Origin of the sequence: Pseudomonas sp. KCJK8993, assembly GCF_046230915.1 — a bacterium.
Classification (GTDB): domain Bacteria; phylum Pseudomonadota; class Gammaproteobacteria; order Pseudomonadales; family Pseudomonadaceae; genus Aquipseudomonas; species Aquipseudomonas piscis.
Genome location: NZ_JBJJLO010000070.1, coordinates 1 through 20,512, shown reverse-complemented (window position 1 = coordinate 20,512; position 20,512 = coordinate 1). Strand labels below are relative to the sequence as shown.

The following is a 20,512-nucleotide window of genomic DNA, read 5'->3' as shown; positions in this document are numbered from 1 at the left end:
AGCGCTGGGCGGCTGTCGGGTCAAGCCGTGTCGGCGGCGATCGGCGCGCGCCCGCCCAGCAGCGTCCTGAAGAGGATGTAGCCCAGGCTGGCGACGCCGATGCCCACCAGCGGCGCGACCCAGGGCGAGCAGAACGCGGCCAGGGTGCCGAGGCCGTAGGCGCCCAGGCCCGGCCAGTTCCAGGCCGGCAGCTGGCTCTCGGCCAGGCGCGGGTAGCGACCGCGCCAGCGATAGAAAAAGTCGGCCATGATCACTCCGCCAATCGGCGGGATCACCGTGCCCAGCAGGATCAGGTAGGGCACCAGCAGGTCGTACATGCCGAGCATCGCCAGCAGGGTGCCGATCACCGCGCCCACCAGGGTCACGCTCTTGCGTCGGTCGGTGCGCAGCAGGTTGCAGCCGGCCACGGCGAAGTTGTAGATGGTGTTGTCCTGGGTGCTCCAGATATTCAGCAGGAGCATGGCCATGGCTGCCATGGCGAATCCTTGCAGCAGCAGGACTTCGACTACGTCCGGTTGTTGGTAGACGATGGCGCCGTAGGCGCCGATCAGCACCATCAGGCCGTTGCCGATGAAGAAGCCGATCAGGCTGGCGGCTATCGCGACCCGTGCCGAACGGGAAAAACGGCTCCAGTTGGTGGCCTGGGTCGCGCCGCTGACGAAGGTGCCGAACACCAGGGTGATGGCGGTGGACAGGTCCAGCGCGCCGCTGGGTTGCCGTGCCAGCAGGCCGTCGAGCCCGCCGACCTGCTCGGTGGCGGTCCACATCGAGAGCACCAGCAGCAGGCCCATGGCCGGGACCGCGATCCACGACAAAAGCTCCAGCCCGCGATAACCGATGTAGGCCGTGGCGCAGAAACCCATGCCGAACAGCAGCATCAACCCCAGCACCGCGCCCTGGTCGAGCTGGAAGTACTTGCCCAGTACCACGGCGGCGGTGGCGGTGCCCCAGGCATACCAGCCGATCTGGGTGAAGCCCAGGATCAGGTCGCTGAGCTTGCTGCCTCGCTCGCCGAAGCAGAAGCGCCCCATCAAGGCCGAGTTGAGCCCGCTGCTGAAAGCGATGTAGCCCAGGCTCGCGGCGTACAGCCCCAGCAGCAGGTTGCCGAGGACGATCACCGCCAAGAGGGTGGGGAAGTCGTAGGCCACGCCCAGCTTGCCGCCGGCGAACATGGTCGCGGTGAAGAAGGTGAAGCCCAGCAGCACCATGGCCATCGAGGCCAGGCCCTTGCGGGCATGCTGCGGGACTTCGCTCAAGGGGTAGTCGTTGCCGGGTGCGTGCTGGGTCATGGCCTGTCCCTGGTTCGATTGGCGCGACGCGGTGCTGCAGGTGCCGTGCCATTTTCGACGGCCATGGCTGGACGCCGCCGCTGGAGCCGGGGCGCTCCAGCAGTTATAGCCAATCCCCGGGGCAAGACGTTGAAGCACGCTGGGGTAAAACGGTGCGCAGCCCGGTGCAACAGGCTAGGGCGCACCGATAGAGGTCAGTCCGGGTCCGGGCTGAAGATATCTTCGATGGGCATCTGGAAAGCCCGCGCGATCTTGAAGGCCAGGGGCAGGCTGGGGTCGTAGCGGCCGGTCTCGATGGCGTTCACCGTCTGGCGCGACACCTCGAGCCGGGTGGCCAGCTCGGCCTGGGACCAGCCTTGCCGGGTGCGCAGTTCGCGTACCTGGTTATTCATGAGTAGCGCCGCATGCCGACCACCGTGGCCAGGGCCCAGATCAGGCCCATCAGCGGCCACACGTAGAACATCGACAACCTGGGCAGGCCGACGGTCTCCAGGAAGCCGTAGCTGAAGGTGATCAGCGCGGTGCAGACGAAGGACAAGGCCAGGGCCTCGAGCTGGACGCGCCGGACCATTTCGTCCAGGCGCCGCAATTGCCGGACCACCGCCAGGGCCATGGCGATCATCGGCACTACCGGTACCAGGGCCAGGGCGATCTTGCCCGGGCCCGACGCCATGCCTTCCAGCCAATGGCTGCTGAACGCCACGCAGGCGATATAGGCCAGCAGGGTCAGGGTGAATTCCACGATATAGCGCTTGGCGCCCATGAGCGATCTCCTTATGTAAAGTGCGCTTTACATTAGGTGGAGCGACATGCCGCTGTCAAGCTTGCTTTACATCGGCTGGTACTCAGTCGAATTGCACCCGCGCGGTCTTGCCCTGGTGGAAGTCGAACGCTTCGTGGATGTCCCGCTCCACGGTGCGCCCCAGGGATAGCGGCGGCAGTCGGTCCAGGGCGAAGAAGCCGACCTCGCTGGCCTCGCTACCGGCCACCGGTGCCCGGCGCTGTTGCCGGTCACAGAGGAAATACAGCTTGTAGAAATCGCGATGGTCGGCCTTGTAGGGGCCCTTGGCCTTGTGCCGGATGCTGTACAGGCCGCGCACGGCCACCTCGATCCCGGCCTCTTCGTGGATTTCCTTGATCACGTTCTCGCTGGCCGACAGGCCGACATCGGCAAAGCCGCCGGGCAAGGCCCAGAGACCGTCGGTCGTCTCCCGTACCAGGAGGATCTTGTGGTCCTCGATCAGTGCGCCGCGCACTTCCACCATGGGCGTCGAATAGCGCTGGGCGAAGTCCGATACCAGTTCGGTGATGCGTTCCAGCGGCACGTTGCCCAACTGCGCGAGCATCTGGTGGGCGATCTCGGCGACTTCCCGATAGCGCTCGCGATCGTGGGCGTCCTTGCAGAAATGCAGGCCGGTGGAGGCGATGGCCTGCAGGCGTTTGGCGTGGGTCAGCCAGCTGCTTTCCATGGGAGAGCTCCTGCGACTTCAAGGCGAAGAGAGTTGTTTTAGACCGCCATGGCCCAGGGATCAAGCCGGGGTTGTACGCGCCAGCCAGCGCCCGAGGTCGCGGATGGCGGCTTCCACATGGGGGCTCAGGCCGCTCCAGCTGCAGGCCAGCATCAGGTTGCGCGGCAGGTTGAAGTCCTCCACCGCCAAGCCCTGGGCGTCGCGCCCGGCGTCATCGTGGGGCACTTGCTGGCGCAGGGTGGCGGGGCCTTCGAAGTAGGCCCACACCGGTTTGCCCAGGGCGATGGCCGCGCCCACTTCGAAGGCGGTGCCGGAATCCGGCTCCAGGCCGCGAAAATCGTTGAGGTTGGCCAGCAGCGCCGTGCAGTCGCGGATCATCTGCAGGTTCTGCCGGCAGATCCACTGCGCGGTGGCCTCTGGCGCGAGGCCCGGTGGCGCCTGGTTATCCAGGGGAAACAGCCCGTGCAGGCCCTGGGCCTGGCACAGCCGCTTGAGGTACTCGCCATGGTCCTGCGCATCGGCGCGGAACACATCGAAGCCTGCAAGGTAGATACGTGGCGGCATGGGAACTCCTGTGCGGTTCAGTCCAGCGGTTTGCTCATGTACACCCGGTGCAGTCCGTTCTCCACCGCGCGGTGGGTTTCCACGTAGCCATGGCGGCGGTACAGGGCGATGTTCTCGGTCATCGCCTGGTTGGTGTAGAGGCGCACACAACTGTGACCGGCGGCCAGGGCCTGTCGTTCGGCAAAGGCCAGCAGCTGGCGGCCATGACCACGGCCCTGGGCCCCGGGGCTGACCGCCAGGTTGTCCAGCAGCAGGGCCTCCTGGGCATCGAGCAGGACGACGAAGCCGGCGATCGCATCTTGCTCCTCCAGGACCCAGACCTGCCGGGCCAGTACCAGGCAGGAATAGTCCTCGAGCATGGGCGCCGGTTCCCGGCCGAGCCGCGCGATATAGGGCGCATAGGCGTTCTTGGCGATGCGTTCGATGGCGGCCAGGTCAGGTGGCGCGGCGGGGCGGATGGTCGGTGGCGGGGTCGAGGGCATGGCGCGAATGCTCGGGAGGCGGGAGTGGGGCAAGCATAGGCATGAAAAAACCACCCCGTGGGATGGTTTCAGGTCGGCTCATTCGCCGCGATAGATGCAACCGCTGGTGCAGGTCTCGTGGATGCGGATCGCGCTGAGTTCCGGCAGCAGGGGCTTGAGCTCGTTCCAGATCCATTTGGCGAGGACCTCGCTGGTGGGGTTTTCCAGGCCCGGGATGTCGTTCAGGTAGTTGTGGTCCAGGCGCTCGTACAGCGGCTTGAAGATGGCCTTGATTTCCGAGAAGTCGCGAATCCAGCCGGTATGCGGATCGACCTCGCCGCTCAAGTGGATCGCCACCTTGAACGAGTGGCCATGGAGGCGGCCGCACTTGTGGCCTTCAGGCACGAAAGGCAGGCGGTGGGCGGATTCGAAGGTAAATTCTTTGAAGATTTCCACGGTATCGGTCAGCTCTGTCGGATGGCATCGCCCTGGGGCGAATTGAGGCAGTCGGCGAGTTTATCAGCTTGCCCCCGGTTACGGAAAAACCCTGATCGAAGGGTTCTTGCGCAGCGATGTCGGGCATCAGAGGCGCTGCAGGCGCTCGCCCAGGCGACCCTGGCTGGCCAGTTCGAGGAACTCGTCGCCCAGGCGCCGGCTTTCATCCATGGCGCTGCGCCAGTATTTCTGCCGGCTGGCGTCGTCGCCCATGAAGCGCTTGAAGTCGTTGCGGTCCGGCAGCTTGCCGTAGGGCAGGCGCGCCAGGTATTCCCGCGATGGCGCCAGCAGCAGGACATCGCGCAGGCGCTCGGGGCTGGCCCGGCGCCAGGGCAGGGTCTTGTCGAACCAGCCGGGGATCACCCGGTCGGTGAAGTGGGGATAGAGCACGATGTCGCTGCCGCTGTAGGGCAGGTCCAGGTGGTAGTCCAGCAGGCCGCCGTCGCGGAAGGTGCCGGCACCGGCGCCGGGCAGCTCGCGCACGCCCTGCATGACCATGGGGATCGAGCCCGAGGCCAGCAGCGCCTGGCGCAGGTTGCCGCGATCCAGGGGGACGAAGCGCGAGGGGAAGTCTTCCAGGGCATGCAGCGGCGGGGCCAGGCGTGGGTCGTGCAGCACCAGGCGTTCGAAATGCCGCGACAGCCGCGCGCGGTCGCGCAGGTTATCGGCGATCACCGAGGACAAGCCCAGGCCCAGGCGCCCGCGATGGTCATCGGCGAGCAGGCCGTGGCTCTTGACCACCATGATGTTCAGTCGGTAGTGGGGATTGTCGAGGATGCTGGCATCGCGGCCCTCGAGCAGGTCGTCGAGCATCTGCCGCGAGCTCTGGCTGATCTGCGCCATGGTCACGCCCTTGGCGAAACTCTGGGCGTTGTACAGCTGGCCCAGGCGGCGGATGCCTGCGGCGGCGTCCGGCAGGCAGGCGCTGGCGAACCGCCAGGAGCCCACCGAGGCGCCGATCAGCGAACGTTCGCGGGGCACCGCTGGCAACCATTCGCCGAACAGGGCCAGGTCGAGCCCCTGGATGCCCAGGGCCTTGGGACCGCCGGCAGCGCCGGGCAAGGTGCCGACTTCACCGGCGTGCAGGCCCTGGCGGCGGATGCGCGCCAAGGCGCGCGGGCCGGCCTTGAGGGTCAGGGCGGGAAACTTGATATGGATGGCAGGCATACCGGGCTCGCTTGCGGATCAGCCGTCGAGTATAGAGAAGCATGGCCATTGGGGCCGAATGAAAGTTCTGCCAGGGCGCTGCGGCAGATTCAGCTTCAATTAAGTTGCCCCGGGTATCGTGGACAGCATTGGCCATTGGCCACTGCCTTGGAGACCTGCCATGAAGACCCTGACCACCCTGTTCGCCACCACCCTGATCGCCCTCACCGCGAGCCTGGCCCAGGCCCGCGACCTGGGGCCCGACGAAGCCCTGCGCCTGCGCGACGCTGGTACCATTGCCTCCTTTGAAAAACTCAATGCCATGGCCCTGTCCCGGCATCCTGGGGCGAGCATCAGCGAAACCGAGCTGGAAGAGGAGTACGGCAAGTACATCTACCAGGTCGAGCTGCGCGACCCGCAGGGGCTGGAGTGGGACCTGGAACTGGACGCCGTGAGCGGCCAGGTACTCAAGGATCATCAGGACACCTAATGAATCGGAGATTGCCCCTCGGCAGCCGGCTGGCCCTGGCGCTGTTGTTGTTCTGCTCGCTGGCGGTGGCCCGCGACCTGGACCAGGACGAGGCCCTGCGCCTGCGCCAGCGAGGGGTGATCCTGCCCCTGGAGCAGCTGCTGCAACAAGCCATGGACCGTTATCCCGGGGCCAAGTTGCTGGAGGCCGAACTGGAAGAAAAACACGACGTGTACATCTATGAAGTCGAGTTGCTGACCGTGGACGGCGTGGTTCGCGAGCTGGACCTGGAGGCCGCCACCGGGCGCCTGTTGAAAGACGAGGAAGACGACTGATGCGCTTGCTGCTGGTGGAAGACCATGTATCCCTGGCCGACGAGTTGCTCGAAGGGCTGAACCGCCAAGGCTATGCCGTGGACTGGCTGGCCGATGGGCGCGACGCCCTGTACCAGGGGGCCAGCGAACCCTATGACCTGATCATCCTCGACCTGGGCCTGCCCGGCGTGCCGGGCCTGGACGTGCTGCGCCAATGGCGGGCCGACGGCCTGGCCACCCCGGTGCTGGTCCTCACGGCCCGGGGCTCCTGGGCCGAGCGTATCGAAGGGCTCAAGGCCGGCGCCGACGATTACCTGAGCAAGCCGTTCCATCCCGAAGAACTGCACCTGCGGGTCCAGGCCTTGTTGCGCCGTTCCCATGGCCAGGCCAACCAGCAGACCCTGCAGGCCGCCGGCCTGCAGCTGGACGAAGGCCGCCAGTGCGTGGTCCGCGATGGCCAGGACGTGCAACTCACTGCGGCGGAATTCCGCTTGCTGCGCTACTTCATGCTGCATCCGCAGCAGATCCTTTCCAAAAGCCACCTGGCCGAGCACCTCTATGACGGCGAGACCGAGCGCGATTCCAACGTACTGGAAGTCCATGTCAACCATTTGCGCCGCAAACTGGGGCGCAGCGTCATCGAAACCCGTCGGGGCCAAGGCTACCTGTTCGGCGGGGCGTCCTCGTGAGGTCGATCCAGCGCCGCCTGAGCCTGGGCCTGGTGGGGGTGATGCTGGTGGTCGGGCTGGCGCTGGCACAGACCAGCCTGTGGTTGTTCGAGGTGGGCCTGCAACGCTACCTGGAGGCTGGCCTGCGCAACGCCAGCGAAAGCCTGCTGCTGGCCCTGGTTCGCGGTCCGCAAGGTTTGCAGCTGGATGAGCGGCGGCTCTCGGCGGCCTATCAGCGGCCGTTCTCCGGGCATTACTTTCGTATCGACTTCGCCAATGTGCACTGGCGCTCCCGCTCGCTGTGGGACCAGGACTTGCCGCAACTGGAGCAGGCCGGGTTGCAAGGCAACCTGCAACTGGGCCCCGAGGGCCAGCAACTGTTGGTGCTGCGCAGCGACTACAAGCGTTTCGGCCAGACCATCAGCATCAGCGTGGCCCAGGACTACACCCCGGTGCGCGAGAGCTTCCAGCGCATGCGCCAGATTGGCCTTGGGCTGGGCCTGGCGGGGTTGTTATTGATCCTGCTGCTGCAACGCCTGACCGTGCGCCGGGCCTTGCGTCCGTTGGAGACGGCCCGCGAACAGATCGCCCAACTGCAGCTGGGCCAGCGCTCCCAGCTCGATGCCCAGGTGCCGGTGGAGCTGGAGCCGCTGGTGGCCCAGGTCAACCATTTGCTGGCGCACACCGAAGACAGTCTCAAGCGTTCGCGCAATGCCCTGGGCAACCTCGGGCACGCCCTGAAGACGCCCCTGGCGGTGCTGCTGAGCCTGGCCTCGGGACCGAAGCTGGCGGCCCAGCCGCAGGTGCGGCGGATTCTCCTGGAGCAACTGGAACAGGTGCAGTCGCGGCTCAACCGCGAATTGAACCGGGCGCGGCTGGCCGGCGATGCGCTACCCGGCGCGCTGTTCGAGTGCGATGCCGAGTTGCCGGGGCTGCTGGCGACCTTGAACATGATCCACGGCGAGCACCTGGAGCTCAGCTACCACGCGGCGCCGGGGCTGCGCCTGCCCTGGGATCGCGAGGACCTGCTGGAACTGTTGGGCAACCTGCTGGACAACGCCTGCAAGTGGGCGGATGCGCAAGTGCGGCTGCAGGTCGAGGAGGGTGCCGCGGGCTTTTGCCTGGCGGTAGACGACGATGGCCCGGGGATTCCGGAGCAGCGCCGGGATGAAGTGTTCAGCCGTGGCGCCCGGTTGGATGAACAGACCGACGGCCACGGCCTGGGCCTGGGCATCGTGCGCGATATCGTCGAGGCCTGGGGCGGCCGCCTGAGCCTTGGGCAAAGCCCCCTGGGCGGCTTGCGGGTCGAGATCGAGCTGCCCCGGCGCTGAGCTTGCCAGGGGCCACTTTGCGCTGCTGCCGGGGGCCGGGCTGGCGGTGTCGCCGCTGTCGAAGGCGGCAATCGACTCCGAAGAGGACGTCGCCTTCGATGGCACCGAAGGCCCTGCGGGCCTTGTTGCAGCCTCGCAGGCTCGGCAGCGGCTGCGGGGTCAGACGCGGAACTGGTCCATCAGGCCCTGCTGCTGGTTGGCCAGGCTGTTCAGCGACTGGCTGACCCGCGCCGACTCGTTGGCCTGTTCCGACAGCGATTCGGTGACGTCGCGGATGGTCGCCACGTTGCTGTTGATCTCCTCGGCCACGGCGCTCTGCTGTTCGGCGGCGCTGGCGATCTGCAGATTCATGTCGCTGATCACCGTCACCGCAGCGCCGATCTGGCGCAGGGCGGTCACCGCCTGTTCCACCTGCTCGACGCTGCCCTGGGCCTGGCGATGGTTGTTGCCCATGGAGGCCACCACGTCGCGGGTGCCGTTCTGCAACTGTTCGATCACCTGGCGGGTTTCTTCCACCGATTCCTGGGTGCGCTGGGCCAGGTTGCGCACTTCATCGGCCACCACTGCGAAACCACGCCCGGCTTCCCCGGCCCGGGCCGCTTCGATGGCCGCGTTGAGGGCCAGCAGGTTGGTCTGCTCGGCGATGGCGCGAATCACTTCCAGTACCGAACCGATCTGCTCGCTGTCGCTGGCCAGGCCTTCGACCTGGCCCATGGCGGTGCTCATGTCGGTGGCCAGCAGGTCGATGGCGCGGGTGGTGCGGTCGATCACGGTCAGGCCCTGCTGGGTCGCCTGGTCGGCATCCCGGGCGGCCTGGGCGGCCTGGGCGGCGCTGCGGGCCACGTCCTGGGCGGTGGCGCTCATCTCATGGGAGGCGGTCGCCACCTGGTCCACCTGGCGGTACTGCTGTTCCATGCCGGCGCTGGTCTGGGTAGCGATGGCCGACGACTGGTCGGCGGTGCCCCGGGCGTCCTGCACCGAGCGTTTGACCTCGGCGATGATCGGTTGCAGTTTGTCCAGGAAGCGGTTGAACCAGCCGGCCAGTTGCCCCAGTTCATCCTGCTTGTCGTAGTCCAGGCGGCGGGTCAGGTCGCCTTCGCCGCTGGCGATGTCCTGGAGCATCGCGGCCACGCCGAGGATCGGCCGGGTCACGCCGCGGGCCATCAGCCATACCAGCAGCAGGCCGACCACCGCGGCCAGCAGGCCCAGGCCCAGCTCCATCAGGGTGCCGCTGCTGTTGCTGGCATCCAGTTCGGTCTTCAGCGCCTCGGCCGGGCCCACCAGGACCTTTTCCGGCACGTCCAGCAGCACGCCCCAGGGTTTGCCGCCGGGAATCGGGGTGAACGGCGCCAGCACCTTGAGCTCGTGGTTATTGTGCAGGCTGCGGGTCTGGGTGCTGCTGGCCAGCTGGCGGATCAGCTCGGCGCCGTTGGCACTGTCGACGCTGTCCAGGCGCTGGCTGAGCTTGCTGGCGTCGGGGCTGTAGCCGGCCAGCAGGCCTTCGGGGCTGACGATGCTGACATTGGTCTGGCCGGCGTAGAGCTTGCGGCTGGCGTTCTGGCTGACCGCCTGCAGGCTGTTGAGGTTGATGTCCACCGACAGCGAGGCGATGACCTTGCCGTCCACCAGCAGCGGGAAGACGATGCTGGTCATCAGCACCTGCTGCCCGGCGATGTCATAGAAGTAGGGCTCGATCACGCAGGGCTTGAGGGTGCTGCGCGGGCAGGTGAACCAGGCATTGGCCGGCTGGCCGCTGGGGCCGGTGCGGGTATTGCTCATGTCGCTTTCCGGCAGCGCCATGGCGGTCAGCTGGCCCGGGGTCGGTTGCGACCAGTACAGGGCGAAGCGGCCTTGCTCGTTGCTGCCCAGTTCGGTCTGGCCGTTGAACAGGCTGTCCTTGCCGTCCAGGGCGTTGGCCTCGAACACCAGGGACAGGCCCAGCAGGTCGGGATTGGCCTGCAGTGCCGACTTGACCTGGCGGGTCAAGTCCTCGCGCAGGTCGAAGGCATCGAGGAAGCGCTTCTCGGCCTGTTCACGCAGGAACAGCACCTGGCGCGAGAAACCGTGGCCGTATTGATAGGCGTCCATGAACTGCTGGCGGATCCCCAGGGCCTGGACTTCGCCCTGGGCCTCGATCCGGGCCTGGGCGGCTTCATTGAGCATCTCCATGCTCGAGGCCTTGACCATCTCGGAGCTGTGCTCCATGCGATACAGCGAAAGCCCCACCAACAGCGACACGATGCCCAACAGGCAGAGTCCGGCCAGCAAGGTGATCTTCCATTGGATGGAAAGTTGTCTGAGCGACATGGAGACGTCCTTTATTCGATAAATATCTGAGACTTTGCACTGTAGCGGCCGTTGATCGGGTTTCTTTAAACGAGCGTTCGAAATCCGTCACCCCCCATATGTGTCGCCGCTGCCGAGCCCGCGAGGCTGCGCCAAGGTCCGCAGGACCTTCAGCGTCCTGGCGACCATTGCGGCCCTGCGAGCCATACGAGGCCGGGTGCCGATGGGCGCCGGGCCGCGGTTTTGACAAGCCGGGCCCACTGCTGCAAAGTGCGCGCCCTCTAACAACAAGCTCTTTCATCCCGATGTCGGCAGCCTGCTGCCCTCCGGTCGGTCACTGGCTTTTGCGCGGCTTTTGCCCGCAGTAATGAGGTAACGATGATTAACGCAGTAATTGCCGCGGTAGGCGTGATGCTGGTGCTCAGCCTGTCCCGCGTGCATGTAGTGATCGCCCTGATCGTGGGCGCGCTGGTGGGCGGCCTCACCGGCGGCCTGGGGATCGAGGCCACGCTCAAGGCCTTCAACAGCGGCCTGGGCGGCGGGGCCACGGTGGCCCTGTCCTATGCCTTGCTCGGGGCCTTCGCCGTGGCCATCGCCAAGTCCGGCCTGGCCCACGCCCTGGCGGACAAGATCCTGCTGCTGGTGGATCGCCAGGACGCCAATGGCGGCGGCCAGGTCAAATGGTTGCTGATCGGCCTCTTGTGGGGGGTGGCCATCGCCTCGCAGAACATCCTGCCGATCCACATCGCCTTTATCCCGCTGCTGGTGCCGCCGCTGCTCTACGTGCTGACCAAGCTGCAGCTGGACCGGCGCCTGATCGCCTGCGTCATCACCTTCGGCCTGATCACCCCCTACATGTTCCTGCCGGTGGGCTTCGGCAACATCTTCCTCAACGAGATCCTGTTGGCCAACGTCGCGCGCAGCGGTGTCGATATCAGCCAGGTCAACGTCACCCACGCCATGGGCATTCCCGCCCTGGGCATGGTCTGCGGCCTGTTGCTGGCGTTCGTCAGCTACCGCAAGAAGCGCGTCTACGACCTGGGCCGGATCGAGAAGGTCGAGCAGGTCGAGGTGCAGTACAACCCGCGGACCCTGCTGGTGGCGGGGCTGGCCATCGTCGCCGCGTTCGTCATCCAACTGTTGCTGGACTCGATGATTATCGGCGCCCTGTGCGGCTTCCTGATCTTCTCGATGTCGGGCATCGTGCGCTGGCGCGAGACCGACGAGCTGTTCACCGAAGGCATGAAGATGATGGCCATGATCGGCTTCATCATGATCACCGCCTCAGGCTTCGCCGAGGTGATGAAGGCCACTGGCCAGGTCAACAGCCTGGTCCAGGCGTCGGCCAGCTGGATCGGCCACAGCAAGGGCGTGGGCGCGCTGCTGATGCTGCTGGTGGGGCTGTTGGTGACCATGGGCATCGGCTCGTCGTTCTCCACCGTGCCGATCCTGGCGGCGATCTTCGTGCCGTTGTGCGTGCAGCTGGGCTTCAGCCCGGTGGCCATCGTCTGCATCGTCGGCACCGCCGGGGCCCTGGGTGACGCCGGCTCGCCAGCTTCGGACTCGACCCTGGGCCCGACCTCGGGCCTGAACATCGACGGCCAGCACCACCACATCTGGGACACCGTGGTCCCGACCTTCCTGCACTACAACCTGCCGCTGCTGGCCTTTGGCTGGGTCGCGGCCATGGTGCTCTGAGCAACGTCCCCGCCCGGGGAGCCCGGCCGGCTCCCCTTTGGCCTCAGGCCGTCTTACCGATCACTTGAGCAATGGCTTGCCCGGCGCGGGCGCGCTGCACAGGCGCACGCCCATGGCGGCCAGTACCACGCCCCCCCAGGCCAGCCAGGGCATCGGCTCGCCCAGCAGCAGCCAGGCCACCAGGGCCGCGCAGGGCGGTACCAGGAAAAACACCGCCGACACCCTGGCCGCCTCGTTACGCCGTACCAGCAGCATCAGCAAGGCGATCGCCAGCAGCGAATTGAAGAACGACAGGTAGCCCAGGGAACCGACGAAGGCCCAGTTCCACTGGATCGGCTGGGCATCGAAGGTGAAGGCCAGGGGCGAGACCAGCAGCATGCCCAGCAGGTACTGGCTGAACAGCGAAAGGATGATCGGCTGCGGGGTCGAGGCCTTCTCCAGCAGCACGCTGGCGCTCAGGCCCAGCAGCGACAGCCAGGCCAGGCCCATGCCCAGCGCGGTGAAGCGTTCCACGCCGGACTTGGCCAGGATCACCACCGCCGCCCCGAGGAACCCCAGCAACAGCCCCAGCCATTGGCGGCCGGCCACCGGCGCGCGCAGCAGCAAGGGCGAGGCGACGCCGATCACCACCGGTTGCAGCGAGACGATCAGTGCCAGCAGTCCGGCGCTGATCCCGGCATCGATGGCCAGGTAGGTCCCGGCGAAATACACGCACTGCATGAGCACGCCACTGGCGATCATCGCCAGCAGGGGCCGGCCTCGGGGCAGGGGCGGACGCTGCACCAGCACCACCGGCAGCAGCACCAGCACCACGATCACGTAGCGCAGCCAGAGGAACATCATCGGGCTGCAGTACTGCAGCCCGACCTTGACGATGGCGAAGCCCGACGACCAGAGCAGCAGGAACAGGCCGGAGATCCACAGGTCCGGCCGCTGGCGCAACGTTGGCGGCAGGCTCTTCACTGGACCGCCCCGGCCCGCAGGCCCTCGGCTTGGCGGTCTCGGGCCAGGGCCAGGGCCGTGGACAGGCTGTCGAGGCCCCCATGGTCGAGGACGATGTCGCAGGCCGGCAGCAGCACCGGCTTGGGCCGGAAACCGACGAACAACCCGGCCTGGCGGGCCATGTCCAGGTCGTTGGCACCGTCGCCGACGGCGATCACCTGCCGCGGGGCGATGCCATGGCGGGCGCACAGTCGCTGGACGATGGCGGCCTTGCCCGGGGCATCGATCACCTCGCCGAGCAGGGTGCCGCTCAGGCGCCCTTCGACCACTTCCAGCTTGTGGGCGAACGCCTCGTCCATGCCCAGGCGCTGCCTGATGCCCTGGGCCACCAGGTCGAAACCGCCGCTGACGATGGCGGTCCGCAGGCCGGCCCGGGTGGCGATGGCGATCAGTTCGGCGGCGCCGGGGGACAACCGCACGGTGCGCTCGATCAGCCGATGCAGGTCGGCCACGGCCAGGCCGCGCAGCAAGCCGATGCGATAGCGCATGCTGGCGGCGTAGTCGTCCCGGGCGTCGCTGATCGCCCGCTCGGTGAGGCGCCCGACTTCCCCGGCGGCGCCGACGAGGCCTGCCAGGGCGACGATGGTCTCGACTTCGATCAGGGTCGAGTCCATGTCGCAGGCCAGCAGGCAAAAGTCCGCCAGGGCCAGGCCCGGGGGCAGCACCGCGAAATCCGTGGCCAACTCGCGCAGGCCGTTGAACAGTTCCCCGCGCCGCGCTTCATGGCACGGTTGCCACTGGACCCTGAGGCCGCCGTGGTCGTGCCGGGGGGAATCGAAACCCAGCTGGTGCAGGTCGCTGGCCAGGGCCGCCTGTCGTGCCGGGGTGAAGCCGAACAGAATGAGGTGTCGTGTCATAACCTGTCGCCAAGGTGGCGCCGCCTCGGAGCGGCGCCACGTCCATGGGACGATCAGCTCCAGTAGGTCAGGGGCCGGTCGCTGCCATAGCAGCCAATGAAGGCCGCCATACCGATACGATAGCTGTCTTCGCTGGGAGTCACTGCATGCAGCATGCGCGAACTGAAGATAATCAGGTCGCCGGCATCCGGATGCAGCACCAGCGGCGGCGTCTCCACCTTCTCCGGCAGCAGGCCCTCCACATCGCGGATCAGCACCAGTTCCTCGGGGCTCGGGTCACGCAGCCACAGCTGCAGGTCGCCGCCCTGTTGCGGGGTGCGCAGGTACATGTTGGCCACCAGTTGCTCTTCGATGCCCTCCAGTTCCGGCGCATCCGACTCCTCGATGATGGTGTCGTTGTGCGGGTAGAACCGCGATGAGGATGGCTTGAACACGCGGATCGCGCCGACGAAGCAGGCATGGCCGTAGAGCCGCTGGATGTTGGCGCCACCTGGCCAGTATTCCTGCAATTGCAGGCGGATCTTGTCGGCCGGGGTCAGGTGCGGTTCGAACAGGTTGCGCAGGTCCTGGATGTTCTCCACCGCCTCGGCGTGGTACTTGCGACCGGCTTCCTGGTTCCATTCCGAATCGATGTGCGGCGTGCAGATGCGCCCGACGCTGCTGGTGTACTTCTTGTTGTAGTAGCCCAGCTTGGGGTGCTCGATGGCGGCCTCGGCGGCCCGCTCGGCGATCGCCACCGGGTAATAGCCCTTGACGTGGATCGCGCCGATCTCCCGGGCGGCCAGGGCCAGCAGGGTGTCGGTGGTCAGTTCGCTGGCCACCACCGGTGGCGCGGTTTCTCTTCTTGCAGGTTTTACGAGCATGTTCATGCATGGATCCTCTTGGGAAGTGACGTTGCGGGTCAGATGCGTTGCCGCGAAGGGCGGATGCGGATGTCGTCGATGTGCACGTGTGCGGGTTGTTCGAGCACGAAGCGGATGGCGCGGGCCACGTCCTCGGGGCCGAGGAACGGACCCTGGTCGCGTTCCAGGGCGGCGAAGACTTGCATGTCGTAGCCGGCGGTTTCCTGGAAGCCGGTGCGCACGAACCCGGGCTCGATCAGGGTCACCCGGACCAGGCTGCTGGCCAGCTCTTGGCGCAGGGACTCCACCAGCGAATGCAGGGCGAACTTGGTGGCGCCGTAGACCGGGTTGCCGGCGGACAGTTGGCGCCCCACGGTGGAACCGATGACCACGATGTCCTGGACCCGCTCGCTGTTGCGCCGGCGTTCGAGGAAGGCCTTGGCCGCGGCGCGCAGCTGATGCATGGCGCCCAGCACGTTGACGTCCACCAGCTCTTGCCACTGCGCGCTGTCCGAGCCCAGCAGCGATCCCGGCAGGCCACGCCCGGCGCACAGTACGAAGGCGCTGGGCGGCTCGCCGAAGGCTTGCTCGCCGGCCCGCCACAGTTGCGGCACATGGGCCGGGTCGCAGGCATCCATGGCGATGCCGACGGCCTTTCTGGCGTTGTCGTTGGCCGCTGCGCAGACCTGCTCCAGGCGGGCCTGGTCGCGGCCGCTGAGGGCCACGTTGGCCCCGGCTTGCACCAGCACCTGGGCGACGGCGCGGCCAATGCCCGAGGTGCCGCCGGAGATCGCCACGGTCGAATGATTGTTCATTGCTTGCTCCTTCAAGTGGGGGTGGCCGTGGTCACCCGTTGGTCCGGGCGTACCCGAACAATCCGAGATCCTTCAAGCGCCGGACGAACGTGAACACCCAGTCCCGGGACAGTTGGGAGAACTCGACCCGGTGTTCTTGCAGGCGCGACAGGGTCCGTGAGTGGTCGTAGGTCAGGTTGCGTGCCTCGCGCGAGGCCCAGAACAGGCCCAGCGCCACTTCGGCCTGGGTGGTCTTGCCCGAGCGTTCCAGGGCGTCCTTGAGGCTGTGTGCGTGGACCCGCTTGATCGGGATGCCCAGGTCTTGCAGCGAGGCGACGAACAGGTCCGAGGAAATCGCGTAGGGCGAGTCGACGTGGTAGGTGCCGCTGCGCAGGGACGGGTCCAGGGACAGGCTGACGATGCCCCGGGCGACGATGTCCACCGGGCTGAGTACCAGCGGTTCGTCGTACTGCGCCGGTGCGTAGCCGGCATGGGCGATGGCGTTGATGCACTGTACCCAGCGATTGGCATTGGCGTTGCGCTGGAACATCGCGGTCTGGGAGTGGCCGGTAACGTTGCCCGAGCGGTAGATGAAGGCGCTGTGCCCGCGGTACGCCAGTTCCCGGACTATGCCTTCGGCGAGGAACTTGCAGCGCTCGTATTCGTTGAGGAAGTCCTGGCCCACGTCCAGCGCGTCCTCGTCGAACACCACCGGCTCGGCGCCCCGGTAGCAGCCGCTGACGGCCAGGGTCGACATGAAGTGCAGGGCCTTGGCGTGGCCGCTTTCGACGAAGCGCACCAGTTCATGGGTGGGGAACACGATATTGCGCTGCATGTCGCTGCGGCTGCCCACCAGGCGGGTATCGGCGGCGAAGTGGTAGACCGCATCGATGCTCCCGGCCAGGTTGTGCCATTGGGCCTGGGACAGGCCGAAACCGGGCTGGCTCATGTCGCCGACGCAGACCTGCACCCGTTCCCGGGGCAAGGCGCTGGCATCGCTGAAGAAGTGGCTCCAGGCGGCAGCCAGGCGAGCCCGGGCTGCGCTCGGGGAGTCCGCCCGGACCAGGCAATGCAGGGTCGCGCTGCTCTGTTCCAGCAATTCGCGCAGCACATGGATGCCGATGAAGCCGGTGGCGCCGGTCAGCAGGATGTTCTGCGCCGCCTTGCCCGGCAGTGCCACGCCATGGCTGCCGATCACCGTTGCGGGGATGTTCCACAAGGCGCCGCTGGAGCTGCCGCCGGACAGCTGTACGCCGCCCGCCGAGGCCTGGCCGTCGAGCAAGGCCCCGCGCAGGGCCTGGGCGAACTCGCCGATCAGCGCCGCCGGGGTGGCCAGCGCGTTGAAGTTCAGGTCCAGGATCAATTGCTCGCCCACCAGCCGGCCGGTGAGCTTGAACTGGTTGATCCGCGGGTTCTCGCGACCGCGCAGCCCGGCGTAGGTCACGGCCGCCGGGCGCAGTTTCCAGTCATCGCGCAGGCCGAGGCGGGTCTTGCCCAGGTAGTTGAAGCAGTGGCGTGTGGCGAACGCCGGCAACCCGCTGCTGGCATAGGAGTGTCCGAGGTGGGGAACCGCGGCCAGGGCCTGGCGAACCGTGGCGATTGGCTCGCGGGCCAGCTCGGCGGCGTCCAGGGCCAGGGGAAAGGCGGCGGTGAACCAGCCCACGGTACGCGAGATCTCGGTCTGGTCGTCGAGACTGAGGCGCCCGTGGCTCTCGAAGGTCACGTTGAGCACCGGCTCGGGCCATTGCCGGCTCGCCAGGGCCAGGTAGTGGCCCAGCAGGTACTGGTCGATGGACACCCCGCTGCGCGCCGCGCCAGCCATGATGCGCGCGGTCTGCTCGGCGTCGAAGGCGATCCAGGCGGTCTGGGCGTCTTGTTCCTGGCCGGCGGGGAACGGTTGTTGCGCTGGGCTCGCGAGCCGTTGGCGCCAGTAGCCGGCGTCCCGGGACAGGAGTTCGTGGTGGGCTTGCAGGTGCCCGACCCAGTCGGCATAGCTGGCGCAGCGCAGGGGCGTGGCGCGGTTGTCGCTGGTGTAGCGGATCATCAACTCGTCGAGGATCAGGCTCCAGGACACCACGTCCACGGCCAGGTGATGGGCCACCAGCAACAGGTACTGCTGGTGCCGGTGGGTGATCAGCTCGACGAAGAACAAGCGTCCGGCACTGATGCTCAAGCGGCTTTCAAGCACGGCATAGCGACGGTTGACCAGGTCGTCGAGGCTGGCGTCGACGGCGGCCCCGGCATCCAGTTCGGAGAACACCTCGGCATAGGCGGCGCCGGCTTCCGATACCCAGGCCTGGCGCTGGCCGTCGAAGGCGAAGCGCGAGCGCAGCATCTGGTGGGCCTGCAAGACCTGGAGGCAGGCCTGGCCCAGGCGCTCGGCATCCAGGCGCACTTCGGCTTGCACCAGCATCGATTGGGTCCAGCGGTCGGGCTCGCGCATATCCTGTTGCAGGAACCACTGTTGCGCCGGGCCGGCGATGCCCCGGCTGGCCTGTTCGGCACGGTTGTGCCCGGGCTCGACGGGGGCGCTGGCCTGTTGCAACTGGGCCACCAGGCCGGCGAGGGTGGGGCTGCCCAAAAAGGCCCGGGCGCTGACGTCGAAACCCTCCAGTTGCAGCTCGGAGATCAAGCGCACGGCGTCCAGGGAGTCGCCGCCCAGGTCGAAGAAGTCGCTGTCGGGCGCCACGCTCGTTGCCCGGCAGTGGCGGCGGAAGGCGTTCACCAGCTTGGCGTAGGGTTCGTCGGCCTGGACCTGGTCGTCCAGGGCGCTGGCCATGGTCGCGGCGAAACCTTCCTGCAACCGGCGCTCGACGGCCTGGCGGTCGAGCTTGCCGTTGGCATTCATGGGCAGGTGCGCAAGGTTATCGAAGCGCAACGGCAACATGTAGCCCGGCACCTGCCGAGCGAGCCCGGCGCGCAGCCAGCCGTCGCTCCTGGGCGGCCCTTCATAGGCGCACAGCAGGTAGTCGCGCTCGGCGAAGCGGCGATGGACCACCACCGCCCGCTGTTCCAGCAGCCTTTGGAGCGCGCTTTCGACATGTCCCAACTCGACCCGGTAGCCGTTGACCTTGACCTGGCGGTCGGCCCGCCCGGCGAAGTGCAGGCGCCCCTGGTCGTCGAGCCGGACCCGATCGCCGGAGCGGTAGAACCTGTGGCCCTGGAATTCGACGAAGCGCCCGGCATCCAGGTCCGGTCGCTGCCAGTAGCCCAGGGCCACTTGCGGTCCACCGATGAACAGCTCGCCGATGGCTCCGACCGGACACGGGTTGCCCTGGTCGTCCAGCACCCGCAGCTGGCTGTCTCCCAGCGCCCGGCCAATGGGCACGCTGGCGTCGCCCAGTGCCGCCAACTGTTCGGCCAGCACTGGCTGGACCGTGACGCCGACCGTGGTTTCCGTCGGGCCGTAATGATTGAACAGCCGGGCGACCAAGCCGCTGGCCAGGGTGCTGCGCGCCAGTGGCGGCTCCAGGGCTTCGCCGCCGAGCAACAGCCAGCCCAGGGCCGGACGCGGCCCAGGGGCCGCCGCGGCCTGGTCGAGCAGGGTGCGCCAGTGGGTGGGGGTGATCTTCAGCACGTCGATGCGCTGTTCGCCCAGCAACCGATACAGGGCCCGGGGGTCCTTGCGTTCGTATTCGTCGGCGATGTACAGGCTGCCGCCGGTCCAGAGCGCGAGGAACAATCCGGTGTTGCCCAGGTCGGCCGCCAGGGTGCTGACATGGGCATAGCGCAGGCCGTCGACGATGCCCAGCGCCTGGGCGACGCCCTGGCAATAGTGGGCGATGTTGCGGGCCGATACCGCGACGCCCTTGGGCGTACCGGTGGAGCCGGAGGTATAGAGCACGTAGGCGGCTGCATCGCCTCCGGCACCGGTCGGTTGCGGTGCAGGGGCAGCGGCGCGGCAGTTGGCATCGAAGGCATAGCGCAGCGCGTCGTTCTGCGCATCGCGCTGCATCAGGGCGTAGCCGCCCACGGCCAGCACCAGGTCGGCGCCGATCTGCTCCAGGCGCGGGCTGGCGTCCTCTTCCAGGGAGGCGACCTCGACTATGGTGTAGGCGGCGCCGCTGAACATCACGGCCACCAGCCCGACCACCACTTCCAGGCACCTGGGGCCGACCACTGCCACCAGTTGTCCTGCGCCGATACCGCGTGCGCGGATTTGCCCGGCCAGGTCCAGGGCATCTCGTTCCAACATTGAATAAGTCATTTGCCGGGAGGCATCGCTGAGTGCGACTTGTTCTGCCGACCGTGACATCCATCCGGTCAGCCGCTCTATTAGAAGTTCAGCCATTTCCATCTCCGTTATTAGAACTTTCCTTGTGGCCAAAGTGGCCGGCCTGGAAAACATCAACAGATGAGCGAGTTGGCCTGCAGGCTATGCAGCACGGGACCTTGCGTCCAATATCGGCTGCGTATGCTTTTATATGGGCTATATATAAGTTGCCGTTGGTGAACTTCGGTGTTGACACTTTTTGGAAGTGGGGATTATAAAAATTAGTTGTTCTTTTAACTTTGGCTTGTAAGGTTTCTTGAACTAGACCGGATAAGGAAATCACTATGAAAGGCTTGGCATTGGTAACCGGTGGCAGTCGTGGAATAGGCGCGGCGGTGGCCCGTCAGCTTGGGCTGCTGGGGTATGAGGTGTGCCTGACCTACGAGCACGACGGCGAGGCGGCCCGGCAAGTGGAGGAGGCGATCGGCGCCGCAGGTGGCGTGGCCTGGAGCTGGCAGCTGGACATCGCTTCGCCGGTGGCGGTCATGGCGTTGTTCGAGGCCCTGGATCGACGCCCGCTACCCCTGGCGTTGCTGGTGAACAATGCCGGGATC

The 20,512-nt window shown here is 66.9% G+C and carries 20 protein-coding genes and 1 pseudogene; 6 read left to right on the top strand and 15 right to left on the bottom strand.

The window, feature by feature from the left end; translation table 11 throughout:
• Window positions 1–20 precede the first annotated feature (20 nt).
• The 8 genes from codB to ACK6AU_RS20510 form a co-directional block, all read right to left on the bottom strand.
• Window positions 21–1,289: a cytosine permease gene (codB, locus tag ACK6AU_RS20545; RefSeq protein WP_185698915.1), complete on the bottom strand. Its 1,269-nt coding sequence runs from the start codon at window positions 1,287–1,289 to the stop codon at window positions 21–23.
• Window positions 1,290–1,483: 194 nt separating this feature from the next.
• Window positions 1,484–1,681 carry a helix-turn-helix transcriptional regulator gene (locus ACK6AU_RS20540; RefSeq protein WP_022639774.1) on the bottom strand — a complete coding sequence of 66 codons (198 nt, stop codon included), beginning with the start codon at window positions 1,679–1,681 and terminating at the stop codon, window positions 1,484–1,486.
• Window positions 1,678–2,052 (bottom strand): hypothetical protein, encoded by a 375-nt coding sequence (locus tag ACK6AU_RS20535; RefSeq protein WP_185698916.1) that lies wholly within the window; start codon window positions 2,050–2,052, stop codon window positions 1,678–1,680. The genes ACK6AU_RS20540 and ACK6AU_RS20535 overlap by 4 nt, the downstream gene beginning before the upstream one ends.
• 82 nt (window positions 2,053–2,134) lie before the next feature.
• Entirely contained in the window at window positions 2,135–2,758 is a 624-nt protein-coding gene (locus ACK6AU_RS20530; protein WP_185698917.1) for an NUDIX hydrolase, read from the bottom strand.
• 60 nt (window positions 2,759–2,818) lie between these two features.
• Window positions 2,819–3,322, bottom strand: a complete 504-nt coding sequence (locus ACK6AU_RS20525) for a nucleoside 2-deoxyribosyltransferase (protein ID WP_409301028.1) — start codon at window positions 3,320–3,322, stop codon at window positions 2,819–2,821.
• 17 nt (window positions 3,323–3,339) lie between these two features.
• Complete coding sequence (locus ACK6AU_RS20520) at window positions 3,340–3,804, bottom strand: GNAT family N-acetyltransferase (RefSeq protein WP_185698919.1); 465 nt, start codon at window positions 3,802–3,804, stop codon at window positions 3,340–3,342.
• Between the two features lie 78 nt (window positions 3,805–3,882).
• Window positions 3,883–4,239 (bottom strand): 6-carboxytetrahydropterin synthase QueD, encoded by a 357-nt coding sequence (gene queD, locus ACK6AU_RS20515; protein WP_022639769.1) that lies wholly within the window; start codon window positions 4,237–4,239, stop codon window positions 3,883–3,885.
• Window positions 4,240–4,365: 126 nt separating this feature from the next.
• Window positions 4,366–5,445: a patatin-like phospholipase family protein gene (locus ACK6AU_RS20510; protein ID WP_409301026.1), complete on the bottom strand. Its 1,080-nt coding sequence runs from the start codon at window positions 5,443–5,445 to the stop codon at window positions 4,366–4,368.
• Window positions 5,446–5,605: 160 nt separating this feature from the next.
• Here ACK6AU_RS20510 and ACK6AU_RS20505 point away from each other — a divergent pair, with 160 nt between their 5' ends.
• The 4 genes from ACK6AU_RS20505 to ACK6AU_RS20490 are packed head-to-tail and all read left to right on the top strand — an operon-like array spanning window position 5,606 to window position 8,206.
• Window positions 5,606–5,914 (top strand): PepSY domain-containing protein, encoded by a 309-nt coding sequence (locus ACK6AU_RS20505; RefSeq protein ID WP_185698921.1) that lies wholly within the window; start codon window positions 5,606–5,608, stop codon window positions 5,912–5,914.
• Window positions 5,914–6,228, top strand: a complete 315-nt coding sequence (locus ACK6AU_RS20500) for a PepSY domain-containing protein (protein ID WP_031320197.1) — start codon at window positions 5,914–5,916, stop codon at window positions 6,226–6,228. Before ACK6AU_RS20505 ends, ACK6AU_RS20500 begins: the two co-directional genes overlap by 1 nt.
• On the top strand, window positions 6,228–6,896 hold the full coding sequence (locus ACK6AU_RS20495; protein ID WP_185698922.1) for a response regulator transcription factor: 669 nt from the start codon (window positions 6,228–6,230) through the stop codon (window positions 6,894–6,896). Before ACK6AU_RS20500 ends, ACK6AU_RS20495 begins: the two co-directional genes overlap by 1 nt.
• Window positions 6,893–8,206 (top strand): sensor histidine kinase, encoded by a 1,314-nt coding sequence (locus ACK6AU_RS20490; RefSeq protein WP_185698923.1) that lies wholly within the window; start codon window positions 6,893–6,895, stop codon window positions 8,204–8,206. Before ACK6AU_RS20495 ends, ACK6AU_RS20490 begins: the two co-directional genes overlap by 4 nt.
• 159 nt (window positions 8,207–8,365) lie before the next feature.
• Here the strand turns inward: ACK6AU_RS20490 and ACK6AU_RS20485 are convergent, their stop codons facing one another.
• Window positions 8,366–9,121 carry a methyl-accepting chemotaxis protein gene (locus ACK6AU_RS20485; protein ID WP_409301049.1) on the bottom strand — a complete coding sequence of 252 codons (756 nt, stop codon included), beginning with the start codon at window positions 9,119–9,121 and terminating at the stop codon, window positions 8,366–8,368.
• A gap of 102 nt (window positions 9,122–9,223) precedes the next feature.
• Window positions 9,224–9,370 (bottom strand): annotated as a pseudogene (locus ACK6AU_RS20480) (HAMP domain-containing protein); the annotation flags it as partial.
• 1,503 nt (window positions 9,371–10,873) lie between these two features.
• On the opposite strand from ACK6AU_RS20480, the gene ACK6AU_RS20475 reads away from it, so the two are divergent.
• Window positions 10,874–12,190, top strand: coding sequence for a Na+/H+ antiporter family protein (locus ACK6AU_RS20475; protein ID WP_185699046.1), 1,317 nt, complete (start codon window positions 10,874–10,876; stop codon window positions 12,188–12,190).
• A 60-nt stretch (window positions 12,191–12,250) separates the two neighbouring features.
• Here ACK6AU_RS20475 and ACK6AU_RS20470 read toward each other — a convergent pair whose 3' ends face one another.
• From ACK6AU_RS20470 to ACK6AU_RS20450, 5 genes are read right to left on the bottom strand one after another with little or no spacing between them, the layout of a single operon-like run.
• Window positions 12,251–13,153: a DMT family transporter gene (locus ACK6AU_RS20470; RefSeq protein WP_185698925.1), complete on the bottom strand. Its 903-nt coding sequence runs from the start codon at window positions 13,151–13,153 to the stop codon at window positions 12,251–12,253.
• Complete coding sequence (serB, locus tag ACK6AU_RS20465; protein ID WP_409301022.1) at window positions 13,150–14,049, bottom strand: phosphoserine phosphatase SerB; 900 nt, start codon at window positions 14,047–14,049, stop codon at window positions 13,150–13,152. The genes ACK6AU_RS20470 and serB overlap by 4 nt, the downstream gene beginning before the upstream one ends.
• Window positions 14,050–14,102: 53 nt before the next feature.
• Complete coding sequence (locus tag ACK6AU_RS20460) at window positions 14,103–14,918, bottom strand: 2OG-Fe(II) oxygenase (RefSeq protein ID WP_221775222.1); 816 nt, start codon at window positions 14,916–14,918, stop codon at window positions 14,103–14,105.
• Window positions 14,919–14,950: 32 nt separating this feature from the next.
• A complete protein-coding gene (locus tag ACK6AU_RS20455; protein WP_409301020.1) occupies window positions 14,951–15,706 on the bottom strand; it encodes an SDR family oxidoreductase in 756 nt (251 codons plus the stop codon).
• A gap of 31 nt (window positions 15,707–15,737) precedes the next feature.
• Entirely contained in the window at window positions 15,738–19,940 is a 4,203-nt protein-coding gene (locus ACK6AU_RS20450; protein ID WP_409301046.1) for an amino acid adenylation domain-containing protein, read from the bottom strand.
• Between the two features lie 302 nt (window positions 19,941–20,242).
• Here ACK6AU_RS20450 and ACK6AU_RS20445 point away from each other — a divergent pair.
• Window positions 20,243–20,512, top strand: a 270-nt coding sequence (locus ACK6AU_RS20445; RefSeq protein ID WP_409301018.1) for an SDR family NAD(P)-dependent oxidoreductase, incomplete at its 3' end; no start/stop codon positions are given.

Bases quoted from the DNA above. Each gene is read 5' to 3' on its own strand.
- codB (WP_185698915.1), bottom strand. From the start codon at position 1,289: ATGACCCAGCACGCACCCGGCAACGACTACCCCTTGAGCGAAGTCCCG.
- ACK6AU_RS20540 (WP_022639774.1), bottom strand. From the start codon at position 1,681: ATGAATAACCAGGTACGCGAACTGCGCACCCGGCAAGGCTGGTCCCAG.
- ACK6AU_RS20535 (WP_185698916.1), bottom strand. From the start codon at position 2,052: ATGGGCGCCAAGCGCTATATCGTGGAATTCACCCTGACCCTGCTGGCC.
- ACK6AU_RS20530 (WP_185698917.1), bottom strand. From the start codon at position 2,758: ATGGAAAGCAGCTGGCTGACCCACGCCAAACGCCTGCAGGCCATCGCC.
- ACK6AU_RS20525 (WP_409301028.1), bottom strand. From the start codon at position 3,322: ATGCCGCCACGTATCTACCTTGCAGGCTTCGATGTGTTCCGCGCCGAT.
- ACK6AU_RS20520 (WP_185698919.1), bottom strand. From the start codon at position 3,804: ATGCCCTCGACCCCGCCACCGACCATCCGCCCCGCCGCGCCACCTGAC.
- ACK6AU_RS20510 (WP_409301026.1), bottom strand. From the start codon at position 5,445: ATGCCTGCCATCCATATCAAGTTTCCCGCCCTGACCCTCAAGGCCGGC.
- ACK6AU_RS20505 (WP_185698921.1), top strand. From the start codon at position 5,606: ATGAAGACCCTGACCACCCTGTTCGCCACCACCCTGATCGCCCTCACC.
- ACK6AU_RS20500 (WP_031320197.1), top strand. From the start codon at position 5,914: ATGAATCGGAGATTGCCCCTCGGCAGCCGGCTGGCCCTGGCGCTGTTG.
- ACK6AU_RS20495 (WP_185698922.1), top strand. From the start codon at position 6,228: ATGCGCTTGCTGCTGGTGGAAGACCATGTATCCCTGGCCGACGAGTTG.
- ACK6AU_RS20485 (WP_409301049.1), bottom strand. From the start codon at position 9,121: ATGGAACAGCAGTACCGCCAGGTGGACCAGGTGGCGACCGCCTCCCAT.
- serB (WP_409301022.1), bottom strand. From the start codon at position 14,049: ATGACACGACACCTCATTCTGTTCGGCTTCACCCCGGCACGACAGGCG.
- ACK6AU_RS20460 (WP_221775222.1), bottom strand. From the start codon at position 14,918: ATGAACATGCTCGTAAAACCTGCAAGAAGAGAAACCGCGCCACCGGTG.
- ACK6AU_RS20455 (WP_409301020.1), bottom strand. From the start codon at position 15,706: ATGAACAATCATTCGACCGTGGCGATCTCCGGCGGCACCTCGGGCATT.
- ACK6AU_RS20450 (WP_409301046.1), bottom strand. From the start codon at position 19,940: ATGTCACGGTCGGCAGAACAAGTCGCACTCAGCGATGCCTCCCGGCAA.